The organism is Xanthomonas albilineans (genome assembly GCF_009931595.1).
Lineage (GTDB): Bacteria > Pseudomonadota > Gammaproteobacteria > Xanthomonadales > Xanthomonadaceae > Xanthomonas_A > Xanthomonas_A albilineans.
This window is the reverse complement of record NZ_CP046570.1, coordinates 2862357-2880908: the sequence shown is the minus strand read 5'-3', so window position 1 is coordinate 2880908 and position 18552 is coordinate 2862357. Positions and strand designations below refer to the sequence as shown.

At 65.1% G+C, this 18552-nt stretch carries 15 protein-coding genes, 1 other RNA gene and 1 pseudogene; 11 read left to right on the top strand and 6 right to left on the bottom strand.

Going from position 1 to position 18552, the window contains the following annotated elements:
• Positions 1 to 251 precede the first annotated feature (251 nt).
• A pseudogene (locus XaFJ1_RS11970) lies at positions 252 to 533 on the top strand (integrase core domain-containing protein); the annotation flags it as partial.
• 19 nt (positions 534 to 552) lie between these two features.
• Here XaFJ1_RS11970 and XaFJ1_RS11965 read toward each other — a convergent pair.
• Entirely contained in the window at positions 553 to 1287 is a 735-nt protein-coding gene (locus XaFJ1_RS11965; protein ID WP_012916936.1) for an SIMPL domain-containing protein, read from the bottom strand.
• Between the two features lie 132 nt (positions 1288 to 1419).
• On the opposite strand from XaFJ1_RS11965, the gene XaFJ1_RS11960 reads away from it, so the two are divergent.
• From XaFJ1_RS11960 to tldD, 4 genes are all read left to right on the top strand, one after another.
• Complete coding sequence (locus XaFJ1_RS11960) at positions 1420 to 1986, top strand: Maf family nucleotide pyrophosphatase (RefSeq protein ID WP_012916935.1); 567 nt, start codon at positions 1420 to 1422, stop codon at positions 1984 to 1986.
• Positions 1986 to 3476, top strand: coding sequence for a ribonuclease G (gene rng, locus XaFJ1_RS11955; protein WP_012916934.1), 1491 nt, complete (start codon positions 1986 to 1988; stop codon positions 3474 to 3476). The genes XaFJ1_RS11960 and rng overlap by 1 nt, the downstream gene beginning before the upstream one ends.
• Positions 3477 to 3606: 130 nt before the next feature.
• Complete coding sequence (locus XaFJ1_RS11950) at positions 3607 to 7479, top strand: YhdP family protein (RefSeq protein WP_012916933.1); 3873 nt, start codon at positions 3607 to 3609, stop codon at positions 7477 to 7479.
• A gap of 55 nt (positions 7480 to 7534) precedes the next feature.
• Positions 7535 to 8977 (top strand): metalloprotease TldD, encoded by a 1443-nt coding sequence (gene tldD, locus XaFJ1_RS11945; protein WP_012916932.1) that lies wholly within the window; start codon positions 7535 to 7537, stop codon positions 8975 to 8977.
• Positions 8978 to 9141: 164 nt separating this feature from the next.
• Here tldD and yjgA read toward each other — a convergent pair whose 3' ends face one another.
• A complete protein-coding gene (gene yjgA, locus XaFJ1_RS11940) occupies positions 9142 to 9729 on the bottom strand; it encodes a ribosome biogenesis factor YjgA (protein WP_012916931.1) in 588 nt (195 codons plus the stop codon).
• Between the two features lie 97 nt (positions 9730 to 9826).
• Here yjgA and pmbA point away from each other — a divergent pair, with 97 nt between their 5' ends.
• Positions 9827 to 11194 (top strand): metalloprotease PmbA, encoded by a 1368-nt coding sequence (gene pmbA, locus XaFJ1_RS11935; protein ID WP_012916930.1) that lies wholly within the window; start codon positions 9827 to 9829, stop codon positions 11192 to 11194.
• 106 nt (positions 11195 to 11300) lie between these two features.
• A complete protein-coding gene (locus XaFJ1_RS11930) occupies positions 11301 to 11678 on the top strand; it encodes a DUF4870 domain-containing protein (protein WP_012916929.1) in 378 nt (125 codons plus the stop codon).
• A 194-nt stretch (positions 11679 to 11872) separates the two neighbouring features.
• Here the strand turns inward: XaFJ1_RS11930 and XaFJ1_RS11925 are convergent, their stop codons facing one another.
• The 3 genes from XaFJ1_RS11925 to tilS are packed head-to-tail and all read right to left on the bottom strand — an operon-like array spanning position 11873 to position 14379.
• Complete coding sequence (locus tag XaFJ1_RS11925; RefSeq protein WP_012916928.1) at positions 11873 to 12754, bottom strand: polyprenyl synthetase family protein; 882 nt, start codon at positions 12752 to 12754, stop codon at positions 11873 to 11875.
• Positions 12744 to 13010, bottom strand: a complete 267-nt coding sequence (locus tag XaFJ1_RS11920) for an exodeoxyribonuclease VII small subunit (RefSeq protein WP_012916927.1) — start codon at positions 13008 to 13010, stop codon at positions 12744 to 12746. Before XaFJ1_RS11920 ends, XaFJ1_RS11925 begins: the two co-directional genes overlap by 11 nt.
• Positions 13011 to 13041: 31 nt before the next feature.
• Positions 13042 to 14379: a tRNA lysidine(34) synthetase TilS gene (gene tilS, locus XaFJ1_RS11915; RefSeq protein WP_012916926.1), complete on the bottom strand. Its 1338-nt coding sequence runs from the start codon at positions 14377 to 14379 to the stop codon at positions 13042 to 13044.
• 194 nt (positions 14380 to 14573) lie between these two features.
• Here tilS and XaFJ1_RS11910 point away from each other — a divergent pair, with 194 nt between their 5' ends.
• The 4 genes from XaFJ1_RS11910 (at position 14574) to XaFJ1_RS11895 (ending at position 17564) form a co-directional block, all read left to right on the top strand.
• A complete protein-coding gene (locus XaFJ1_RS11910; protein ID WP_012916925.1) occupies positions 14574 to 15917 on the top strand; it encodes a dicarboxylate/amino acid:cation symporter in 1344 nt (447 codons plus the stop codon).
• Positions 15914 to 16744 (top strand): class I SAM-dependent methyltransferase, encoded by an 831-nt coding sequence (locus XaFJ1_RS11905; RefSeq protein WP_012916924.1) that lies wholly within the window; start codon positions 15914 to 15916, stop codon positions 16742 to 16744. The genes XaFJ1_RS11910 and XaFJ1_RS11905 overlap by 4 nt, the downstream gene beginning before the upstream one ends.
• Positions 16745 to 16857: 113 nt before the next feature.
• Entirely contained in the window at positions 16858 to 17337 is a 480-nt protein-coding gene (locus XaFJ1_RS11900; RefSeq protein WP_012916923.1) for an acyl-CoA thioesterase, read from the top strand.
• Positions 17338 to 17488: 151 nt separating this feature from the next.
• Positions 17489 to 17564, top strand: a non-coding RNA gene (locus XaFJ1_RS11895) — sX9 sRNA.
• 107 nt (positions 17565 to 17671) lie between these two features.
• Here the strand turns inward: XaFJ1_RS11895 and XaFJ1_RS11890 are convergent.
• Entirely contained in the window at positions 17672 to 18523 is an 852-nt protein-coding gene (locus XaFJ1_RS11890) for a C40 family peptidase (RefSeq protein ID WP_012916922.1), read from the bottom strand.
• Positions 18524 to 18552 lie beyond the last annotated feature (29 nt).

Sequence of the window (18552 nt, the reverse complement as noted above, 5' to 3'; positions counted from 1 at the left end):
GTAGATAGTCGGCCTTGAAAAATCGTCTGCATCAACTCCCAATCGCATGCAGCGTTGACCTGGCCGCCATCGAAGCCAGCACGATGGCGCGCAGCCAGACACGCAAAAACACGATCCACCGCATCAGCCAGCGCAGGTTGTCGCTCGCCGCCGCGCCGATCGCGTTCCGTGCATCGCCTTGCACATCCTTGAGCAAGCAGCGGTCCAGCCTGTCTGTCGACGCTTTCGCACGTTCAATGTCATCAACGACTGCATTGGCCGAGTGGGCTGAGCGCAAGAGCATCGCCCTGGATTTCATCGAGCCGGCACGTCCGATGCAAAACGGCTTCATTGAACGCTTCAACGGCAGCTACCGGCGCGGCGTCCTAGACATGCACATCTTCCGCACGTTGAGCGAAGTGCGCGAACAGACCGAATTCGTCTTGTTCATGGCTCCATCTTCTCAAGAGTTGGAGCCTCCCGAAATCCAGGGGCGGTTCAGTTCGGCATGCGGTCGACACTCGTGTCACTGCGTGTCTGCAGTCCCGATTTGACGTGCAATGAGACCGCCGCTTACTTGCCCAGTTCGAACACCACGTCCAGGCTGACCGAGACGCTGCTCTCGCCCGGTGCCACCGGTGTTTCTATCGCTGTATTCGTCGCCATCGCACGCATCATCGCCATCGGCGGGCGCACGCCGCCGCTGTTGCCCTCGGAGATGCTGACGATGCGGCGCACGCGCAGGCCCAGCGTTTTGGCGTAGTTCTGCGCGCGGGCCTGGGCTTTCTTCAGTGCATCGCCGCGGGCCTGGTCGTACAGCGGTTCCGGATTATCGATCTCGAAACTTGGGCCGTTGATCTGATTGGCGCCCTGCGCGGCCAGGGCGTCCAGCACTTTGCCCAGCTTGGCAATGTCGCGCACCTTCAGGTCGACCGAGTTGTTGGCCTGGTAATTGGTCTGTTTTGCCCGGTTCTGGGAGTACGTGTACTGCCGGTTGAGGCTGATACCGCTGGTCTGCACGTCCTTCTCGGGGATACCGGCGGCGTGGATCGCCGCCAGTACCTTGGTCATCTGTGCGGCGTTTTCGCGCATCGCTTTGCCGCTGTCGGTGGCCTCGGTGACCACACCGGCCGACAACCTGGCCACGTCCGGCGCGTGCTTGGCCTCGGCCTGCGAGGTGATATTGAGTAGGGTGCCGTCGGCGGGCACGGCGTAGCCGGGTGTCGCCGGTTGAGCATGGGCGGTGATTGTCGTGCATCCCAGCGAGAGGGGCACAGCCAGCAGCAGGCGAAGGGGCAGGGTGCGCATCGGTGTTCTCCTTGACGGATGGCGTGAGAGTGTGGCGGTGACGATGAACGCGTGATGATCTTTGTTGGAGTTGAGGCGATCGCTCCGCAATTGGCGATCGTTCAGTCAGCCCGGTCGGGTTATCCTTTGGACATGTTGTATCTCGCTTCCCGCTCTGCGCGCAGAAACGAACTGCTGACCCGCCTTGGTGCGACGTTTCGGATCCTCGACCTGGAGGTGCCGGAAGTGCGTGCGACCGGGGAGTCGGCGGAAGCATACGTGCGTCGCGTGGCGCTCGATAAGGCGTGTGCCGGGCTGGCGCAGCGGGCCGGCGAGGCCGATGCGGTGGTGCTCGGTGCCGACACCGAAGTGGTGCTGGGGGATCGTGTGTTCGGCAAGCCGGCTGACGCCGAAGATGCCGCGGCGATGCTGGCGGCGCTGTCCGGGCGCACCCACCAGGCGCTGACCGTGGTGGCGCTGGTCGGCGTCGGGCGCGAGGAACTGGTCTCGGTGCCGACCGCGGTCACTTTCGCGTCGTTGTCGGCGCGCGATATCGCCGATTACGTGGCCAGCGGTGAGCCGATGGGGTGTGCCGGTGCATACGCGATCCAGGGCGGCGCCGAACGTTTCGTCAGTCGCCTGGACGGTAGCTACTCGGCAGTGATGGGCCTACCGCTGCATCAAACCTTCCACCTGCTGCGTACCTTCGGAGTGCTGTGATGTCGCAAGAGATCCTGGTCAACGTCACGCCGCGCGAGACCCGGGTGGCCGTCATCGAGAACGGCATGTTGCAGGAGCTGCACATCGAGCGCGGTTGGCGGCGCGGCGTGGTGGGCAACATCTACAAGGGCCAGGTGCAGCGGGTCATGCCGGGCATGCAGGCGGCCTTCGTCGAGGTGGGGCTGGAGCGCGCGGCGTTCCTGCACGCCAACGACGTGGTGCGACCGGCGCCAGTCTGCAATGGCGACACCGACGAAACACCGCCGCTGCCAGTCTCGGCCGCGGTACCGATCATGGAATTGCTGCGCGACGGCCAGGAGATCGTGGTGCAAGTGGTCAAGGATCCGATTGGCAGCAAGGGCGCGCGGCTGACCACGCAGATCAGCATCCCCTCGCGTTATCTGGTGCTGCTGCCGCAGTCGCGGGTGATCGGGGTGTCGGCGCGGATCGAGGACGAGGCCGAACGGCTGCGGCTCAAGACCATGGTCGCCGATCTGGCGGCCAGCCATGGGGGCTTCGGCTACATCATCCGCACCAATGCCGAGGGGCAACCGGCCGAGGCGTTGGCCGAAGACATCGCCTATCTGTCGCGGGTCTGGAACGTGGTCGAGCGACGCGGTCGCGATGGCGCCCCGGCCAGCATCATCTACGAGGATCTGAGCCTGCCGTTACGCGCGGTACGCGACCTGATCCGCAAGGACGTGGAAAAGGTCAAGGTCGATTCGCACGACACCTTCGAGCGTTTGCAGGCCTTCGTCGCCAAATACATGCCGGTGTTGGCCGAGCGCTTGGAGTTATACACCGGCGACCGCCCGATCTTCGACCTGTATGGGGTCGAGGACGAGATCGCACGTGCGTTGGACAAGCAGGTGCCGTTGAAGTCCGGTGGCTACCTGGTCATCGATCAGACCGAAGCGATGACCACCATCGACGTCAATACCGGCTCGTTCCTGGGCCAGCGCAACCTCGAAGAGACGGTGTTCCGCACCAACCTGGAGGCGGCGCAAGCAGTGGCGCGGCAATTACGTCTGCGCAATCTCGGTGGCATCATCATCATCGACTTCATCGACATGAGCGATGCCGAGCATCGCCGTCAGGTGCTGCGCACGCTGGAAAAAGCGCTGTCGCGCGATCATGCCAAGACCACGGTCTACGATTTCTCGCCGCTGGGGCTGGTGGAGATGACCCGCAAGCGCACGGTGGAAAGCCTGGAGCGGCAACTGTCCGAGCCATGTCCGCAATGCGGCGGGCGCGGCTCGATCAAGACCGCCGAGACGGTGACCTACGAAATCTTCCGCGAGATCACCCGCGCGGTACGCCAGTTCGATGCTGCAAGGCTGTTGGTCATCGCCTCGACCAAGGTGGTGGCGCGGATCACCGACGAGGAATCCTCGGCGGTAGCCGAAATGGAGGAATTCCTCGGCAAGACCATCCGCTTCCAGGCCGACGAGCAGTATCTCCAAGAGCAATTCGACGTGGTGTTGCTGTGATGCAGCCGGGGCCGAGGGGCCGGGTCCCGAGACCTGGCAGGCCAGAGCACTGTGTGGTGTTCGTGCATTGGCGTCGTGGTGGTGTCTTGGCGCTGATGGGGCCTGGGCAGGTCCCCGGCCCAGGCTGCTGATGCACACACCGTTGCGTCGCCGCTTGCGTCTGGCACGCCGTTTCGCGTTCTACGCGGTGGCGATTGGGCTGGTGTGTGTCGCCCTGGTGGTTGGTGCGTTGAGCCAGGCGTTGCCGTTGGTGCAACGGCACCCGCAGCAGGTCGCCGCGTGGCTGAGCGCACGTGCCGGTCAACCCATCCGTTTCGATCGGCTGGAGACCGCCTGGACCCGGCGTGGCCCGCTGTTGCGTCTGGATGGCTTGCGCATCGGTGGTGGCGACGGCGTGCGTATCGGCCAGGCCGAGATCCTCGTGTCCATGTATACCGGTATGTTGCCCGGTCGCTCGTTCACCGAGTTGCGCCTGCGCGGGCTGGCGTTGAACTTGCTGCGCGCCGACGACGGCAACTGGTCGGTGCAGGGCTTGCCGACCTCCGGGCAGGGGGGCGATCCGCTGGATAGCTTACAAGGCTTGGGCGAATTGCAGTTGATCGGTGGGCGCCTGGCGGTAAGTGCGCCGAGTCTGGACGTTGCGGTGCAAGTGCCGAAGATCGACATGCGTCTGCGCGTCAACGGCGATCGTCTGCGCGTGGGCGTGCAAAGCTGGGGCGATATGCATCAGCCGCCACTGACTGCGGTGCTGAACATTGATCGCCAACGCGGCAGCGGTGGCCTCTATGTCGCTGTGCGGCCGATGGACCTGTCGGTCTGGTCGGGTCTGCTGCATGTCGCTGGAATCCAAGTGCAGGGCGGCGCCGGCGAAATCCAGGCGTGGCTGCAACTACAGCAGTATCGCGTTGCCGGTCTGACGGTGCAGGCCGCGTTGCGCGACCTGCGCCTGCGTGGCGCGACGCTGGCCGATGGACGCACGCGACCGCAACTGCTGTTCACCACGCTGCGGACAACAGCGCGGTGGCGCCAGATCGACGGCGCCGGCGGCTGGCGCCTGGATGTGCCGAAATTGCAGATCGATCAGGCCGGCCTGCCGCCGCAGCGCCTGGATGGGTTCACGCTCGCCATCGGGCGCCGTTTCTCCGTGCTGGGCGATCATCTCGATGTCGCACCGCTGATTGCCATGGCCGCGCTCAGCGACCGCCTGTCGCCAGGTCTGCGGAGCTGGTTGCAGATCGCGCGGCCGCACGCGCAACTGACCCAGGTCGCGTTGACCGGAACGCCGGGTGGTCCGTTGTACGGACAGGGCCAACTGACGGAGTTGGCGTTTGCACCGGCCGGCCAGTCTCCGGGCGTCAGCGGTCTGCGCGGTCGCTTCGAAGGCGACGCGCAGGGTGGCCAGCTGGTGCTGGATGCCAGCAGCCCGGTACGCGTGGACTGGCCCAGTGGGTTTGGCGTGGTTCACCAAGTGCAACTGGCTGGTCGCATCGTGGCCTTTCGCGATCACGATGGCCTGCGCGTGGCGACCCCGGGCCTGCGCGTGCAGGGCACCGACTACGGCGCCGACGTGCGCGGTGGGCTGTGCTTTCAGCACGACGGTTCGCGACCGTGGATCGATCTGGCCGCCGATGCCCAAGATGCGCCGGTGGTGGTGGCGAAGAAGTTCTGGGTCCATTCGAAGATGAGCAAGGCCCTCACCGATTGGCTGGATGCCGCGCTGCAGGGCGGGCGCGTGCACGATGGACACGTGCTGATTTCGGGCGATCTCGACGACTGGCCCTTTGTCGAGCACGACGGCCGCTTCGAGGCGACCGCGCAGCTGCAGGACGCTAAAGTACGCTTTCACGAAGACTGGCCGGCTGTAGAGCATGTGGATGCCAGTGTCGCCTTCATCGGCAACGGCTTCGAGGTGCATGGTCGCGGCATGATGGGCGGTGTGCCGGTGGAGCAAATGTCGGCGACTCTGCCCGATTACAGGGAAGGCCAGCTCAGCGTGCTGGCCAACACCCGTGCCGACACCGGCATGCTGCTGGCGATGTTGCGGCAGAGTCCGCTGCGCCTACATTACGGTGACACCCTCGACGGGCTCAGCGCGTCGGGGCCGGCCGATGTCAGCTTCGACCTGCTGCAACCCTTGCGTAGCGATGTCGTTACCCGTCATCTGCGCGGCACGGTGGACTTGCTCGGCGCGCACATCGCCGACAAACGCTGGGACGTGGTCTTCGACGACATGCACGGCAGCGCCACCTACAGCGATACCGGTTTTGCCGCGCAAAAGCTGAGCGTGGTCCACGACGGCCGCTCGGCCGAACTGGCGCTGCGCGCCGGCGATGGTGTGCTGGATCCGCAACAGGCGTTTGAGGCCGCGCTGGGCGCATCGCTGGATGTGGACGAATTGCTTGATCGGGTGCCGGAGATGGCCTGGCTCAAGCCCTATGTGCAAGGACGCTCGCGCTGGGACATCGGCGTCGGTCTGCCCAAGACCACTGATGGCGGGGCGCAGCCGCCGACCCGGCTGCAACTGCATTCGGATCTGGTCGGCACGCAGTTGCTGATGCCGGCGCCGATGGACAAGGATGCGGCGATGCCGCTGGCAACCTCGGTCAACGTGCCGTTGCCGGTCGGCAGCGGGCGCATCGAAGTGGCCTTCGGCAAGTTGATGGCCCTGGCTGCGCGCAGCCAGGGCGGCAAGACCGGGGTCAGGGTGGTGATGGGCAGCGACCACGTCACCGACGAGCCGCCAAGCAGCGGTCTTGTGGTGAGTGGGCATGCTGCGGCCCTGAACGCGATTGACTGGATCAGCCTGGTCAGTCGTCCAGATCCGACAGCGGCCACCGTCCCTGGTGGCGAAGACCCGATGCCGTTACGCTCGATCGACTTGCTTGCCGATCACCTGCTGTTGCTTGGGGGGGTGTTCGACAACACGCGCATGCATCTGCAGCCCCGGACCAACAGCATCGACGTGCGGCTGGATGGCCCGGCGCTGTCCGGCGAACTGAGCGTGCCGAGCAAGGACGGCGGTGTTATCGGTGGGCGTTTGGCACGTGTGTATTGGCGTACGGCGGCCTCGCCTGCGTCGACGGCGGACGCTAAAGCGCCCGAAGTTCAGGCCGGGCACCTTGCCGACAGCATGGACCCGGCCACGATCCCAGCGCTGGCGTTGGATGTGGATGATCTTCGCTTCGGTGCGCTGAGTTTCGGTGCGGCTTCGCTGCGCACGCGCAAGCTGGCAGATGGCATGCAGGTGGACCAATTGCACCTGCGCTCGGACCAACAGCAGATCGACATCAGTGGAGATTGGCGTGGCAAGGGCGCGGCGGCGCATACCCAACTCAGTGCCCGCGTGGAAAGTCAGGATCTGGGGGCGTTGATGCAGAGCCTGGATTTTGGCGGCCAGTTGCGCGGTGGCGAGGGGCGCTTGAATCTGCGTGCGGCCTGGCCGGGAAATCCGGACGCGGTGCAGTTGCCCATCCTGCAGGGCCAACTCGACGTGGCCGTGCGCAATGGCCAGTTGCTGGAGTTGAATCCCGGGGCCGGGCGCGTGCTCGGCTTGCTCAGCGTGGCGCAGTTGCCGCGCCGGCTGATGTTCGATTTTCGCGATTTCTTTTCCAAGGGCTTCGCGTTCAATCGCATCGACGGTCAGGTCCGCTTCGGCGATGGCCTCGCGCACAGCGACGGCATGGTCATCGACGGACCCGCAGCGGAGATCAAGATCCGCGGCCAGGCGGACCTGCGCGCGCAGCAGTTCGACCAAACCATCGATGTCAATCCCAAGTCCGGCAACCTGTTGACCGTGGTCGGCGCGGTGGCTGGCGGCCCGCTCGGCGCGGCGGTTGGCGCGGCTGCCAATGCGGTGCTGAGCAAGCCGCTGGACATGATTGGTGCACGGACCTACCGCGTCACCGGGCCGTGGAAAGACCCGAAGGTGGAGGTGATCGCGCGCGAATCCGCGCGTCCCCCCGCTCCGGTCAATGTTCCGCCCGTGTCCTCCGTCCCACCGTGACGCGCGGTGCTTCGCGCCGCTTGCGCTCCGCACTTCTGTACCCCATGTTGAGACCATGAACGACCACACCCTCCAGCTCGCCGAAACCCGTCTGTTGCTTCCCGCCGGCCTCGATGCCTCCAGCCTGGAGCGTGCCTTCGGCACGTTGCTCGGCCCTGGTGTGGATTTCGGCGATCTGTATTTCCAACATTCGCGCCGCGAGAACTGGAGCGTGGAGGATGGCATCGTCAAGGATGGCGCGCACTCCATCGAACAGGGGGTGGGCGTGCGCGCGATCTCCGGCGAGAAGACCGGTTTCGCCTATTCCGACGACATCCACCACGATGCGCTGCTGGTCGCGGCGCGGTCGGCGCGTGCCATCTCACGCGATGGCGGTGCGCAGGCGACGCAGGCGCTGCAACGCGGTGGCGCGCGCATGTTGTACCCGGCGCTGGATCCGGTGGATAGCATGGACCATGCGCGCAAGCTCGAATTGTTGCGGCACCTGGACCAGTTCGTGCGCGCCGCCGATCCGCGGGTACAGCAGGTCATGGTGAGCCTGACCGGTAGCGTGGACACGGTGCTGGTGGCGCGTAGCGACGGCGTCCTCGCCGCCGACGTGCGTCCATTGGTACGACTGAACGTGCAGGTGATCGTCGAGCAGCAAGGGCGCCGCGAATCCGGCTATGCCGGCGGTGGTGGTCGCTACGACTATGCGGTGCTGTTCGCCGATGGTCGTCCGGAAGCCTATGCCAAGGAAGCCCTGCGCCAGGCGTTGGTGAACCTGGAGGCGGTGCCGGCGCCGGCCGGGGTGATGCAGGTGGTGCTGGGGCCAGGATGGCCCGGCGTGCTGCTGCACGAGGCGGTCGGACACGGACTGGAGGGCGATTTCAATCGCAAAGGCACCAGCGTCTATGCCGGTCGCATCGGCCAGCGCGTGGCCTCGCCGGGTGTGAGCATCGTCGACGACGGGACCCTGGATGGCTGTCGCGGCTCGTTGAACGTGGACGACGAAGGCACCCAGACCCACTGCACGTCGTTGATCGAGGATGGTGTGTTGGTCGGCTATATGCAGGACACCTTGAATGCGCGGCTGATGGGCGTGGCGCCGACCGGGAATGGCCGCCGCGAATCGTTCGCGCATCTGCCGATGCCGCGCATGACCAACACCTATATGCGCGCCGGTCAGCACGATCCGCAGGAAATGATCCGCTCGGTGAAGAAGGGCTTATATGCGGTGAATTTCGGCGGTGGTCAGGTCGATATCACCAGCGGTAAATACGTGTTCTCGGCCACCGAGGCCTACCTGATCGAGGACGGCAAAATCACTGCGCCGGTCAAGGGCGCGACGCTGATCGGCAACGGCCCGGAAACCATGCAGAAAGTCAGCATGATCGGCAACGATTTGGCCCTGGACGAAGGTGTCGGCGTATGCGGCAAGCATGGACAGAGCGTGCCTGTGGGCGTGGGCCAGCCGTCGTTGCTGATCGATGGTCTGACCGTGGGCGGGACGGCGTAGAGGGCGTGATGCACGTTGCGGTGAACTGCCCTGTCGTAGGTGGCGTGTCGGGACCGGCTGCGCTGCTCACGCGCTCTGTGTTGGCCGCGCGCGGGGTTTTGGCGCACACGCGTGTGCGCCGCCGTTGCCGCGCAGGTTGGCGCCGTCTTGACCGACGTCGTGGTTCAGCGGTCTGCGTCGTCTTCGACGTTCTCGTCCGTGGTTGTGCTTTCCGCGCCGCTGGTGTCGGTTCCCGCGCCAAGCATCAGTTCGCGCAACTCCCGGAACAATTCGCGATACGCATGCGGCGGTTTGTTTTTCAGCCGTTCTTCCTTGGCGTTGCGCAGCAACTGGCGCAGTCGTTGCCGGTCGGCGTCGGGGTACTCGGCGAGCAGCGCGGACAGGGCCGCGTCGCCGTCGGTGAGCAGGCGCGTGCGCCAGTCTTCGACCCGGTGCATGGCGGCCACCTCGCGGCGTGCGCTGTCGCTGTTCACGTCCATCGCCTCGCGGATCGACTCCAGCACCGCATCGTCCTCGCGGCGCATCTGCTTGGCCAGGAACGCCAGTTGGCGTTTATGCGCGATGTGCGAGGTGATGCGCCTGGCTTCGGCGATATGCGCCAGCAGCGATTCGGGGACCGGCAATCTGGCCAGTTGCGCCGGGGTCAGGGCCACCAGTTTCTCGCCCAGGCTCAGTACTTCCAGCGCCTCGCGGCGCTGCTGGCTACGGCTTTCGCCGCGGAATTCACCGGTGTCTTCGTCGCGTCCGCGCATGGTCGTGCTACTCGGTCAGTCTGCAACATCACATCTAAACGTCCGGCCATGGAGGCCAGGACCGCTGCGAAAGGATTCGCATGACAAGGATAAAGCATTGAACGCGATCTCCCCCGACGTGTACCACGATGACAGCCAGCAGCGTCTGGAGCGTCTGTCCGACATTGCCGAGCGCTTGCTGGCACGCGCACGTGCGCTTGGCGCCAGCCAGGCCGAAGTCAGTTGCAGCGAAGACCGCGGCATCGATGTCAACGTTCGTATGGGCGCGGTGGAAACTGTAGAGTCTACGCGCGACCGCGGCATTGGCGTCACCGTGTATTTTGGCCAGCGCAAGGGCAGCGCCAGCACGGCGGATCTGCACGACGCCAGCCTGGAGGCGACCGTCGCCCAGGCTTGCGCCATCGCCCGCTATACCGAGGACGACGCCGCCGCCGGTCTGGCCGAGGCGGCGTTGATGGCGCGCGAAATGCCTGATCTCGATCGCTGGCATCCATGGGCGCTGCAGGCGGAGGAAGCGATCGAGCTGGCGCTGGCATGCGAGGCCGCCGGACGCGATGCCGATCCGCGGATCAGCAATTCCGATGGCGCCTCGGTCGGCAGCAGCGAGAGCCTGTCGGTGTACGCCAATTCACATGGTTTCGTCGGTTGCGAGCGCAGCACCCACCATGCGATCAGTTGCGCGCTGATCGCCGGGCAGGGGGACGGCATGCAGCGCGATGGTTGGTACAGCAGCACGCTGGCGCGCGAGGAACTGGAGCGGCCGGCGGCGATCGGTCGCCGTGCCGCGGAGCGGACCGTGGCGCGTCTGCAGCCACGGTCGCTGCCCACCGGTGAGGTGCCGGTGCTGTTCGCGCCGGAGATGGCGCGCTCGCTCATTGGATATCTGCTGGGAGCGGTGTCCGGCGGCGCGTTGTACCGTCGCGCCAGCTTTCTGCTCGACAGTGCGGGGACGCGTCTGTTTCCAGAGTGGTTCGCGATCGACGAATTGCCGCATCTGCGTCGCGGCCTGCGCTCGGCGTTCTTCGACAGCGACGGTGTGGCCACCCGCCAGGCGCCGCTGGTGAGCGGCGGCGTGCTCCAGCGCTACGTGTTGGGTAGCTATTCGGCGCGCAGGCTCGGCTTGCAGACCACCGCCAACGCCGGTGGCGTGCATAACCTCAAAGTCGCGGCCAATGCGGCGGATCTGGCTACGATCATCGCCGGGGTCCCGCGCGGTCTGTTGGTTACCGATCTGATGGGCAATGGCGTCAACCTGGTGACGGGCGACTATTCGCGCGGCGCCGGTGGCTTCTGGATCGAGAACGGCGCCATCGCCTATCCGGTGGATGAAGTCACCATTGCCGGTAACCTGCGACAGATGTTCCAGCGTATCGAGGCAGTGGGCGCCGACATCGACGTGCGCTCGCATCTCCACATCGGCGCAACCTTGATCGGCGCGATGACCGTGGCCGGCGCCGCATCCTGATTGCGCTGTATTCTGGGCGACGCAGGCATGGCTTGACGAGCCTGTTGCCGTCGAGAGTCAGGGCTTGGCGTTTTGTCCGCTTCACCAACGATGGAAATGAAGACCGATGAGCGAATTCGACAACATGACCGCCCCACCGCCGCCGCCGACTTCGTCAGGGTCGAAGGACGATCGCACCATCGCCTTGATGATCCATCTGTCTGGCATCTTCGTCAGCTTCGTCGTCCCGCTGATCGTCTGGCTGCTTTATAAGGACACCCCTGGCAAGGCGTTCCTCAGCGACCAGGCCAAGGAAGCGTTGAATTTCCAGATCACCATCGCCATCGGCTACCTCATTTGCAGCGTGTTCATCATCATTTTGATCGGTCTCGTGGGCATGAAGATCCTGTGGGTGCTGAATCTGGTGTTTTGCATCCTCGCTGCAATTAAGGCCAACGAAGGCGTCGCTTACCGTTATCCGTTCGCGCTGCGGTTGATCAAGTAGCCCGCAATTGCTGCGCTCGCGAAAAGACCCGGCGTTCGACGGGCCTTTTTTGTTGCCTTGGGTAAAGGTGGGCGAGGTTGGCTGGCTTGCGTATCGGCGTGCCTGGAGTAGCAGTGCATGGTGATGCCTACGTTTTGTCGTACGCGTGTAGGCGACAGCACGCATGCTGCGCAGGACGGGAAGGCGTAGGCGATTCAGTGCGCGCGATCCACCGCCAGTTGTGCCAACGCCGCCAGTGGGTCGGCATGCGCGCCGTAATCGTGCAGGCTATCGCGCATGGTGTGCGCCAGTTCGGCGAGCTTGGCCTTGGCCCCATCCATGCCCAGCAGCGCCGGATAGGTCGATTTGGCCTGGGTCGCGTCCTTCCCGGCAGTTTTGCCGAGTTGTTCGGAGCTGGCCTCCACGTCGAGGATATCGTCGCGGATCTGAAAAGCCAGACCCAGTGCGCTGGCGAAGGCATCCAGGTGATTCAGTGCGGCGTGGTCGGCGCCGCCGCCCAGTGCGCCCAGGCGCACGCTGGCGCGGATCAGGGCGCCGGTCTTCAAGGCGTGCATGCGTTGCAGGTCTGCCAGCGGTTGCACGATGCCGGTGGCGTCGATGTCCAGGGCTTGGCCGCCGCACATGCCGGCCGCACCCGTAGCTTCAGCTAGGGTTTGCAGCCACTGGACACGCAGTGTCGCATCGGCGGCATCGGCCTTGGCCAGCAGTTCGAACGCCAGGCTCTGCAGTGCATCCCCGGCGAGGATCGCGGTGGCCTCGTCGAAGGCGATATGCACCGTGGGTTGGCCACGTCGCAGTGCATCGTCGTCCATGGCTGGCAAATCGTCGTGGACCAGCGAGTAGGCATGGATCAGTTCCACCGCCAGTGCCGGCGCATCCAGGCGCGCCGGGTCGGTGCCGAACAGGGCGCCGCTGGCGTAGACCAGCAGCGGGCGCATGCGCTTGCCGCCGCCGAGAGTGGCGTGGCGCATTGCCGCGTGCAGGCGCTGTGGCGCTTGTGCGATTGCAGGCAGGTGCGCGTCCAGGCCGGCTTCGACCCGTTGGCGCCAGCGTGCGAAGACGGCCTCACCCGCCATGGGGCGGGGTGGGATCGAACGGTTCGGCGCTGTCGGGCTGCTCTGGGTCGCTGAGCAGGCGCACACGCAATTCGGCCTGTTCCAGTGCCTGCTGACATTGCCGGTACAGGCCGACGCCGCGTTCGTAGGCGCTGAGCGACTGTTCCAGACTCAGGTCGCCTGCTTCCATTTTCTCGACCAGCACTTCCAGTTCTTCGAGCGACTGCTCGAAGCGGGCGATCGGGGAGGCATCGTCGTGTTGTGGCTTCTTGGGCATCGCGAAAGTGTGCGCGGCGCCGGGGACACGGTCAATGCGCAGCGTCGGGTGCGTGGTCGTCCAGCACCAGACGTGCGTCGCGCGCCTGCAGCCAGGTCTGCAGCGGCGCTGCGAGCAACGTTGGGCCGGCCGCCAGTAACTGTTCTGCGTCGAACAGAAGTGGCATGCGTGCACGCTGCCAGGGTGGCACCGCATGGGCCTGCAGCAGATGTTTGAGCGTCTGCGAATGGCTGCGCCCGGGCAACTGTAGGCGCTCGCCGCCACGCCGTTGTTTTACCAACAGCGGTGTGTCGAAGCCGAGTGGCGTGGTGGCCTGTAGCCGTAACTGGCGGCCATCGGGCAGGCGCAGCGGCGCGCATCCGTCCCAATGGGTTTGCCAGTCGGCAGGCCACGATGGTGGATCGCATTCGGCATACAGCGCTTCGCGCCAACTGCGCACGTGGGCACCATGCCAGGCGAATTCGGCGGCGGCGTCGGCGCGCGGGTACAGCAGCGTGCGCTCGATCGCCGCCAGGCCCGCCGCTGGCAGTGGCGGCAGGCCTGCGTCGCTGATCCAGCGCCGCAGCACGCGTGCGCGGCGCGCGCTGGGAAGTGCGCGTAGCGGCGGCAGCGGCAGCGCGGTGCCTGGCGCATACTGCCAGGCGTTCAGCGTCGCCTGATCGTCCGCATCCAGCAGGGTCGCGGCTTCGGCGCACAGCTGCGCGCTGCGGGCGAGTGCGGCGTCGGCGTGTGGCCAGCGCTGGCGTAGTAATGGCAGCACCCGCAGGCGCAAGAAATTGCGGTCGAAGCCGGGATCTGCATTGCTGGGGTCGTCGATCCAGCGCAGTGCGTGCTGTTGCGCGTAGGCATGCAGTGCGCTGCGCGGCAGTGTCAGCAACGGTCGCCACAGTTTGCCGTCGGCGAAACCGGACAGGGGCTGCATCGCGGCCAGGCCGTCCGGGCCGGAGGCGCGCAGTGCGCGTAGCAGGAAGGTTTCGGCCTGGTCGTCGCGATGCTGGGCCAGTGCCAGCCACTCGCCATGCGCCAGCACCTGGGCAAACGCCGCGCGCCGCGCCTGCCGTGCCGCCGCTTCCAGGCCATCGCCGCGATCGCGTGGTACCTGTACGCGTAGTACCTGCAGCGGTACTGCCAGGGCCACGCTCATCTGTTGGCAGTGCATCGCCCAAGCGTCGGCATCGGGGTGCAGACCGTGATGCACGTGCACGGCGCGCAGGCCGCGCTGGCGATAGTGCGGTTGCTGCGCCAGTGCGTGCAGCAGTACCGTCGAATCCAGACCGCCACTGAAACCTAGCAGCACTGGCGCCGGTGCTGGATTGGGTAAGGCGTCGGCGAGTGCGAATAGCGGTGTGGTGGGCATGCGCGAATTCATCGTGCCACTGTAGACCCAAGCGAGCGTGCGGCGAAGTGCGTGGTGCGTGTGGAGATAATTCGAAAATGGTGCTTGGGCGCACGCTTTCGGGTTTGTTGATACCGGTCGTGCGACCCGTTTTCAAACCATGGCATCGTCGGCGGTGCCCAGGTGCGCTATGGTGCGAAATTGTAGAGTTCTCTGGATAGTGGTTAATGACATTGGTGACGGCGTGGTTACGCATCCCGTTCTGGCAGCGCGTGTTGGCCGGTTTCGCGCTGGGCGCGCTGGCAGGCTGGGCGCTGGGTCCGGCTGCGCAGACATGGTGCAAGCCGCTGGGTGATCTTTATGTCACCTTGATCAAGATGATTGCGGTGCCATTGGTGTTCTTTGCGGTCATCAATGCGATCGCGTCGTTGCATGGGCAGCAGTCGGTGGCCAAACTGGGGGGGCGCACCTTCCTGTGGTTCATCGTCACTGCGGCCCTGGCGGTAGGCGTTGGCCTGACCGTGGGCACGTTGCTGCAGCCTGGCGCCGGTCACCTCGGCTTGCGGGTGGACAGTGCTTGGGCGCCGCACGATGTGCCCAGCCCGATGCAGGTTCTACTGGATGTGGTGCCATCCAATCCGTTCTATGCGCTGACCGGCATCGGCACCCGCACCAATGCCGCCGGGGAAAGCGTGCTGGTGGCCGGGCGTGGCTCGATCCTGCCGGTCATCTTCTTCGCCGCATTGCTCGGTTTTGCGATGGTCAAGCTCGGTGCCCGCGTGGCCGAGGCGCGCAAGCTCTGTACGCAAATGAGCGACATCATGATCCAGGTCACGCGTCTCGTGCTGGAGATGACCCCGCTGGGCACCTTCGGGTTGATCGCTGGGCTGGTCGGCGGCTACGGTTTCCAGAAACTGCTGCCGTTTGGCCATTTCGTGTTGGCGCTGTATCTGGCCTGCGCACTCCACATCGTGGTGGTGTATAGCTGTCTGCTGTTGGCGCATGGGCTCAACCCGTGGAAGTTCTTCCGCGGCGCTGCGCCCGGGATGCAGGTGGCCTTCGTCAGCTCCTCCAGCTTTGCCGCCATGCCGGTGGCGTTGCGTTCGATCACCCACAATCTGGGCGTCAACAAGGACTATGCCGCGTTCGCGGTGCCGCTGGGTGCAAGCATCAAGATGGATGGCTGCGGTGCGATTTTCCCGGCGCTGTGCGCGGTGTTCATCGCCCAGTACACGGGGGTGCCGCTGACTGCCAACCAGTATTTCGTGGTGCTGATTGCCTCCGTGCTGGGTAGCTTCGGCACCGCCGGCGTGCCTGGTACCGCGGTGGTGATGGCTACCGTCGTCCTGAGCGCAGCCAACCTGCCGCTGGAGGTGATCGGTTATCTGTACGCAATCGACCGTGTGCTGGACATGATGCGGACCATGACCAACGTGACCGGGCAGATGTTGGTGCCGGTGCTGGTCGCCAAGGAGACCGGACTGCTCGATCGTCAAGTGTACGAAGCCGCTTCCAGCAACGTTGGTTTGGAGTCGCCGCCGGTCGATCACCCCGATGGCGCAGCGCGGTGAATGTCAGCTGCGCGCTGCGCGCGCAGTTGCAGCGCTTGCCTGGCCTGGTGTTGTGCGACGGTGTGCTGGTGCAGCAGACACAGGTGGAAGATCCGTTCGAGCAGCGCTATCTAGCGGTACGGCATCGCGAAGGCCGTCTCTACAGTGACGAGCAAGTGCGTGCCTTGCCGTATCCCGACGGTGCCCAGGGCGGCAGCTACGAATGGCGGGTGCGTGCCGAGTCGTGCCGGCGGTTGCTGCGCCATTTGCGCGCACGGGGTGGCGACGGGCCATTGCTGGAGGTGGGCTGCGGTAATGGTTGGTTGTCGCGACGCCTGGCCGTGGGGCTGCGGCGCGAAGTCTGCGGCGTCGACGTCAATCGCGTCGAACTCGCGCAGGCTGCGCGCGTGTTCGCCGCCGAGCCACGGCTGAGCTTCGTCGCCGGCGACATCCACAGCCTGCCACTGCCGCGACAAGGTTTCGATGTGGCAGTGTTGCCAGCCTGCCTCCAGTACTTCGCCGATCCGCGTGCATTGATCGCGCGCGTGCTGAGCCTGCTCCATGCCGATGGCGAATTGCACATCATCGACAGCCCGCTTTATGCCGACATCGCCCGAGCCCAGGCCAGTGCTGCGCGTAGCCTGCACTATTTCACCGACCTTGGCTGTGCGGAATTGGCGCAGCAGTACCACCAGCATCCCTACGCCGCGCTAGACGGGATCGTGATGCGGATGTTGTTCGACCCGCGTCGCCTAAGTGCTCGCTGCCTGCGTGCGCTGCGCTGGCGTCAGCCGCATTTCCCGTGGTTGTGTATCCGCACGCGCGACAACTTGGCCTTGTTGGCGTAGCTGTCCATCGTGGTGGCCGCTGCGTTGTTGTCGGCCTGCCGTTGCGGCGCAGTTATGTATTGCCGCATCGGCGCATGGCAGACTGCGGTTTGATTTTTGTGTATGGAGGTCCGATGAGCGGCACGCAACGCGAGCTGACCTTCCGCTTTTTGGCCGAGCCGATCGACGTCAACTACGGTGGCAAGGTTCATGGCGGGGTGGTGATGAAGTGGATCGACCAGGTCGGCTATGCCGCTGCGGTGGGCTGGAGTGGTCACTACAGCGTGACGGTGGCGGTAGGCGGTATCCGTTTCGTGTCGCCGATCCGGATCAGCGACATGGTCATGGTGAGTGCCAAGCTGGTCCACACCGGCACCACCAGCATGCATTTCGCGATCGAAGTACGCGCCCGCGATCCGATGGGCGGGGAGGCGCGGTTGTGTACCCATTGCATTATCGTGTTCGTGGCTCTGGACGGCGTAGAAGGAAAGCCGATCCCGGTGCCATCGTGGCATCCAGACACGCCGGAAGATCATCGTTTGGCCGAGTACGCCCAAAAGGTGATGGAGCTGAGCAAAGGCATCGAGGACACCATTGCCCATTACCATGGCTGATGTTCTGGCGTATTGCAGTTTCATCAACTCAGGCGCGCCAGTTCGACGGCGTCTCACCGCCTTGCGTCGGACCGGGGCACTAAGAGTAACTAACAAAACGATTGCGTCGCCGCCGGTCGCCGGACGGGTGCGTGCAGTGCTCGGAATCCTCATGTCCCCCCTTGTACACGGCGGTTCCTGCGCGCTGTCCGTGCCCAACCGGCAGCGCTCGCGACGTTTTGTTAGCCACTTTAAGTCTGCCTCTGTGCAGGGCAGGCTCCTGATGGTCGTGGCGCTGCAATAACGAAAAAGGCCGCTGTATCCAGCGGCCTTGTGTCTGCCAGATGGGGCGCGCTTACATCGCCACGCGCCGCGCCTGCAGGAATTTCGCGCTCCAGTACCCGGAGGTGAGGGTATCCACGCGCACATCCTTGCCACGGCTCGGGGCATGCAGGAAGCGGCCTTCGCCGACATACAGGCCGACATGGTCGACGCGGCCCTTGTGGCCGAAAAACACCAAATCGCCCGGTGCCAGTGCGTCGCGGTCCTTGATCAATTCGGCATTGGCCTCGTGAGCCATCTCACGCGACACGCGGGGCAGTTCGATGCCCAGTGCGGTACGGAATACGTAACCGATCAGACCACTGCAGTCGAAGCCTTCGGTATCCTCGCCGCCCCAGCGGTACGGCGTACCCAGCAGCGCCATGGCGCGCTTGAGGACCGATTGAACCTTGTCGCCGCCCGGGACTACGCCTTCGTGCAGGGTCGGTTGAGAGATATCGTAGTTGGCTAGCAAGCGGCTGATGTCGCCAGCGAACATTGCCGAGCGATCCATGAGCGGGATAGTGTCGTTGCCGGCCAAGTGGGGCAGTAGGGCGGCCAGAGTGGCGGTGGCGGCGATGTCTGCCTTGCTGCGTGCTGGAGGTGCTGCCTGCGGTGCAACCGTCGGTGTCGGCTTGGCGGAGGGGGACGTAGTGGTGAGCGTATGTACGTTCCCCGCAACAGGGACAGCCGTGGGGACAGTGGAGGGGGTTATTGGATTGGGGGCGAAGGGCGCGATTGCTTCCCGGACGACGGTGTCGGCGGATGGGGGCTGCGCCAGGGCTGGGAGAGCCGTGAGACAGAGCGAGGCGGTGCAGAAAAGGCGGAACGCGGTCCGATGGGGAACAGCAGTCTTGCCTGTGCAGGTCTGGGCTTCAGTCGTCACGCTTGGATCACGAAATCAAAAGTTGGACG

Excerpts from the sequence above, each read along its gene's own strand:
- XaFJ1_RS11900 (WP_012916923.1), top strand. The coding sequence starts at position 16,858 with ATGAGCGGCACGCAACGCGAGCTGACCTTCCGCTTTTTGGCCGAGCCG.
- rng (WP_012916934.1), top strand. The coding sequence starts at position 1,986 with ATGTCGCAAGAGATCCTGGTCAACGTCACGCCGCGCGAGACCCGGGTG.
- XaFJ1_RS11910 (WP_012916925.1), top strand. The coding sequence starts at position 14,574 with ATGACATTGGTGACGGCGTGGTTACGCATCCCGTTCTGGCAGCGCGTG.
- XaFJ1_RS11930 (WP_012916929.1), top strand. The coding sequence starts at position 11,301 with ATGAGCGAATTCGACAACATGACCGCCCCACCGCCGCCGCCGACTTCG.
- tilS (WP_012916926.1), bottom strand. The coding sequence starts at position 14,379 with ATGAATTCGCGCATGCCCACCACACCGCTATTCGCACTCGCCGACGCC.
- XaFJ1_RS11965 (WP_012916936.1), bottom strand. The coding sequence starts at position 1,287 with ATGCGCACCCTGCCCCTTCGCCTGCTGCTGGCTGTGCCCCTCTCGCTG.
- XaFJ1_RS11950 (WP_012916933.1), top strand. The coding sequence starts at position 3,607 with ATGCACACACCGTTGCGTCGCCGCTTGCGTCTGGCACGCCGTTTCGCG.
- XaFJ1_RS11925 (WP_012916928.1), bottom strand. The coding sequence starts at position 12,754 with ATGGCGGGTGAGGCCGTCTTCGCACGCTGGCGCCAACGGGTCGAAGCC.
- yjgA (WP_012916931.1), bottom strand. The coding sequence starts at position 9,729 with ATGCGCGGACGCGACGAAGACACCGGTGAATTCCGCGGCGAAAGCCGT.
- XaFJ1_RS11920 (WP_012916927.1), bottom strand. The coding sequence starts at position 13,010 with ATGCCCAAGAAGCCACAACACGACGATGCCTCCCCGATCGCCCGCTTC.
- XaFJ1_RS11960 (WP_012916935.1), top strand. The coding sequence starts at position 1,420 with ATGTTGTATCTCGCTTCCCGCTCTGCGCGCAGAAACGAACTGCTGACC.
- tldD (WP_012916932.1), top strand. The coding sequence starts at position 7,535 with ATGAACGACCACACCCTCCAGCTCGCCGAAACCCGTCTGTTGCTTCCC.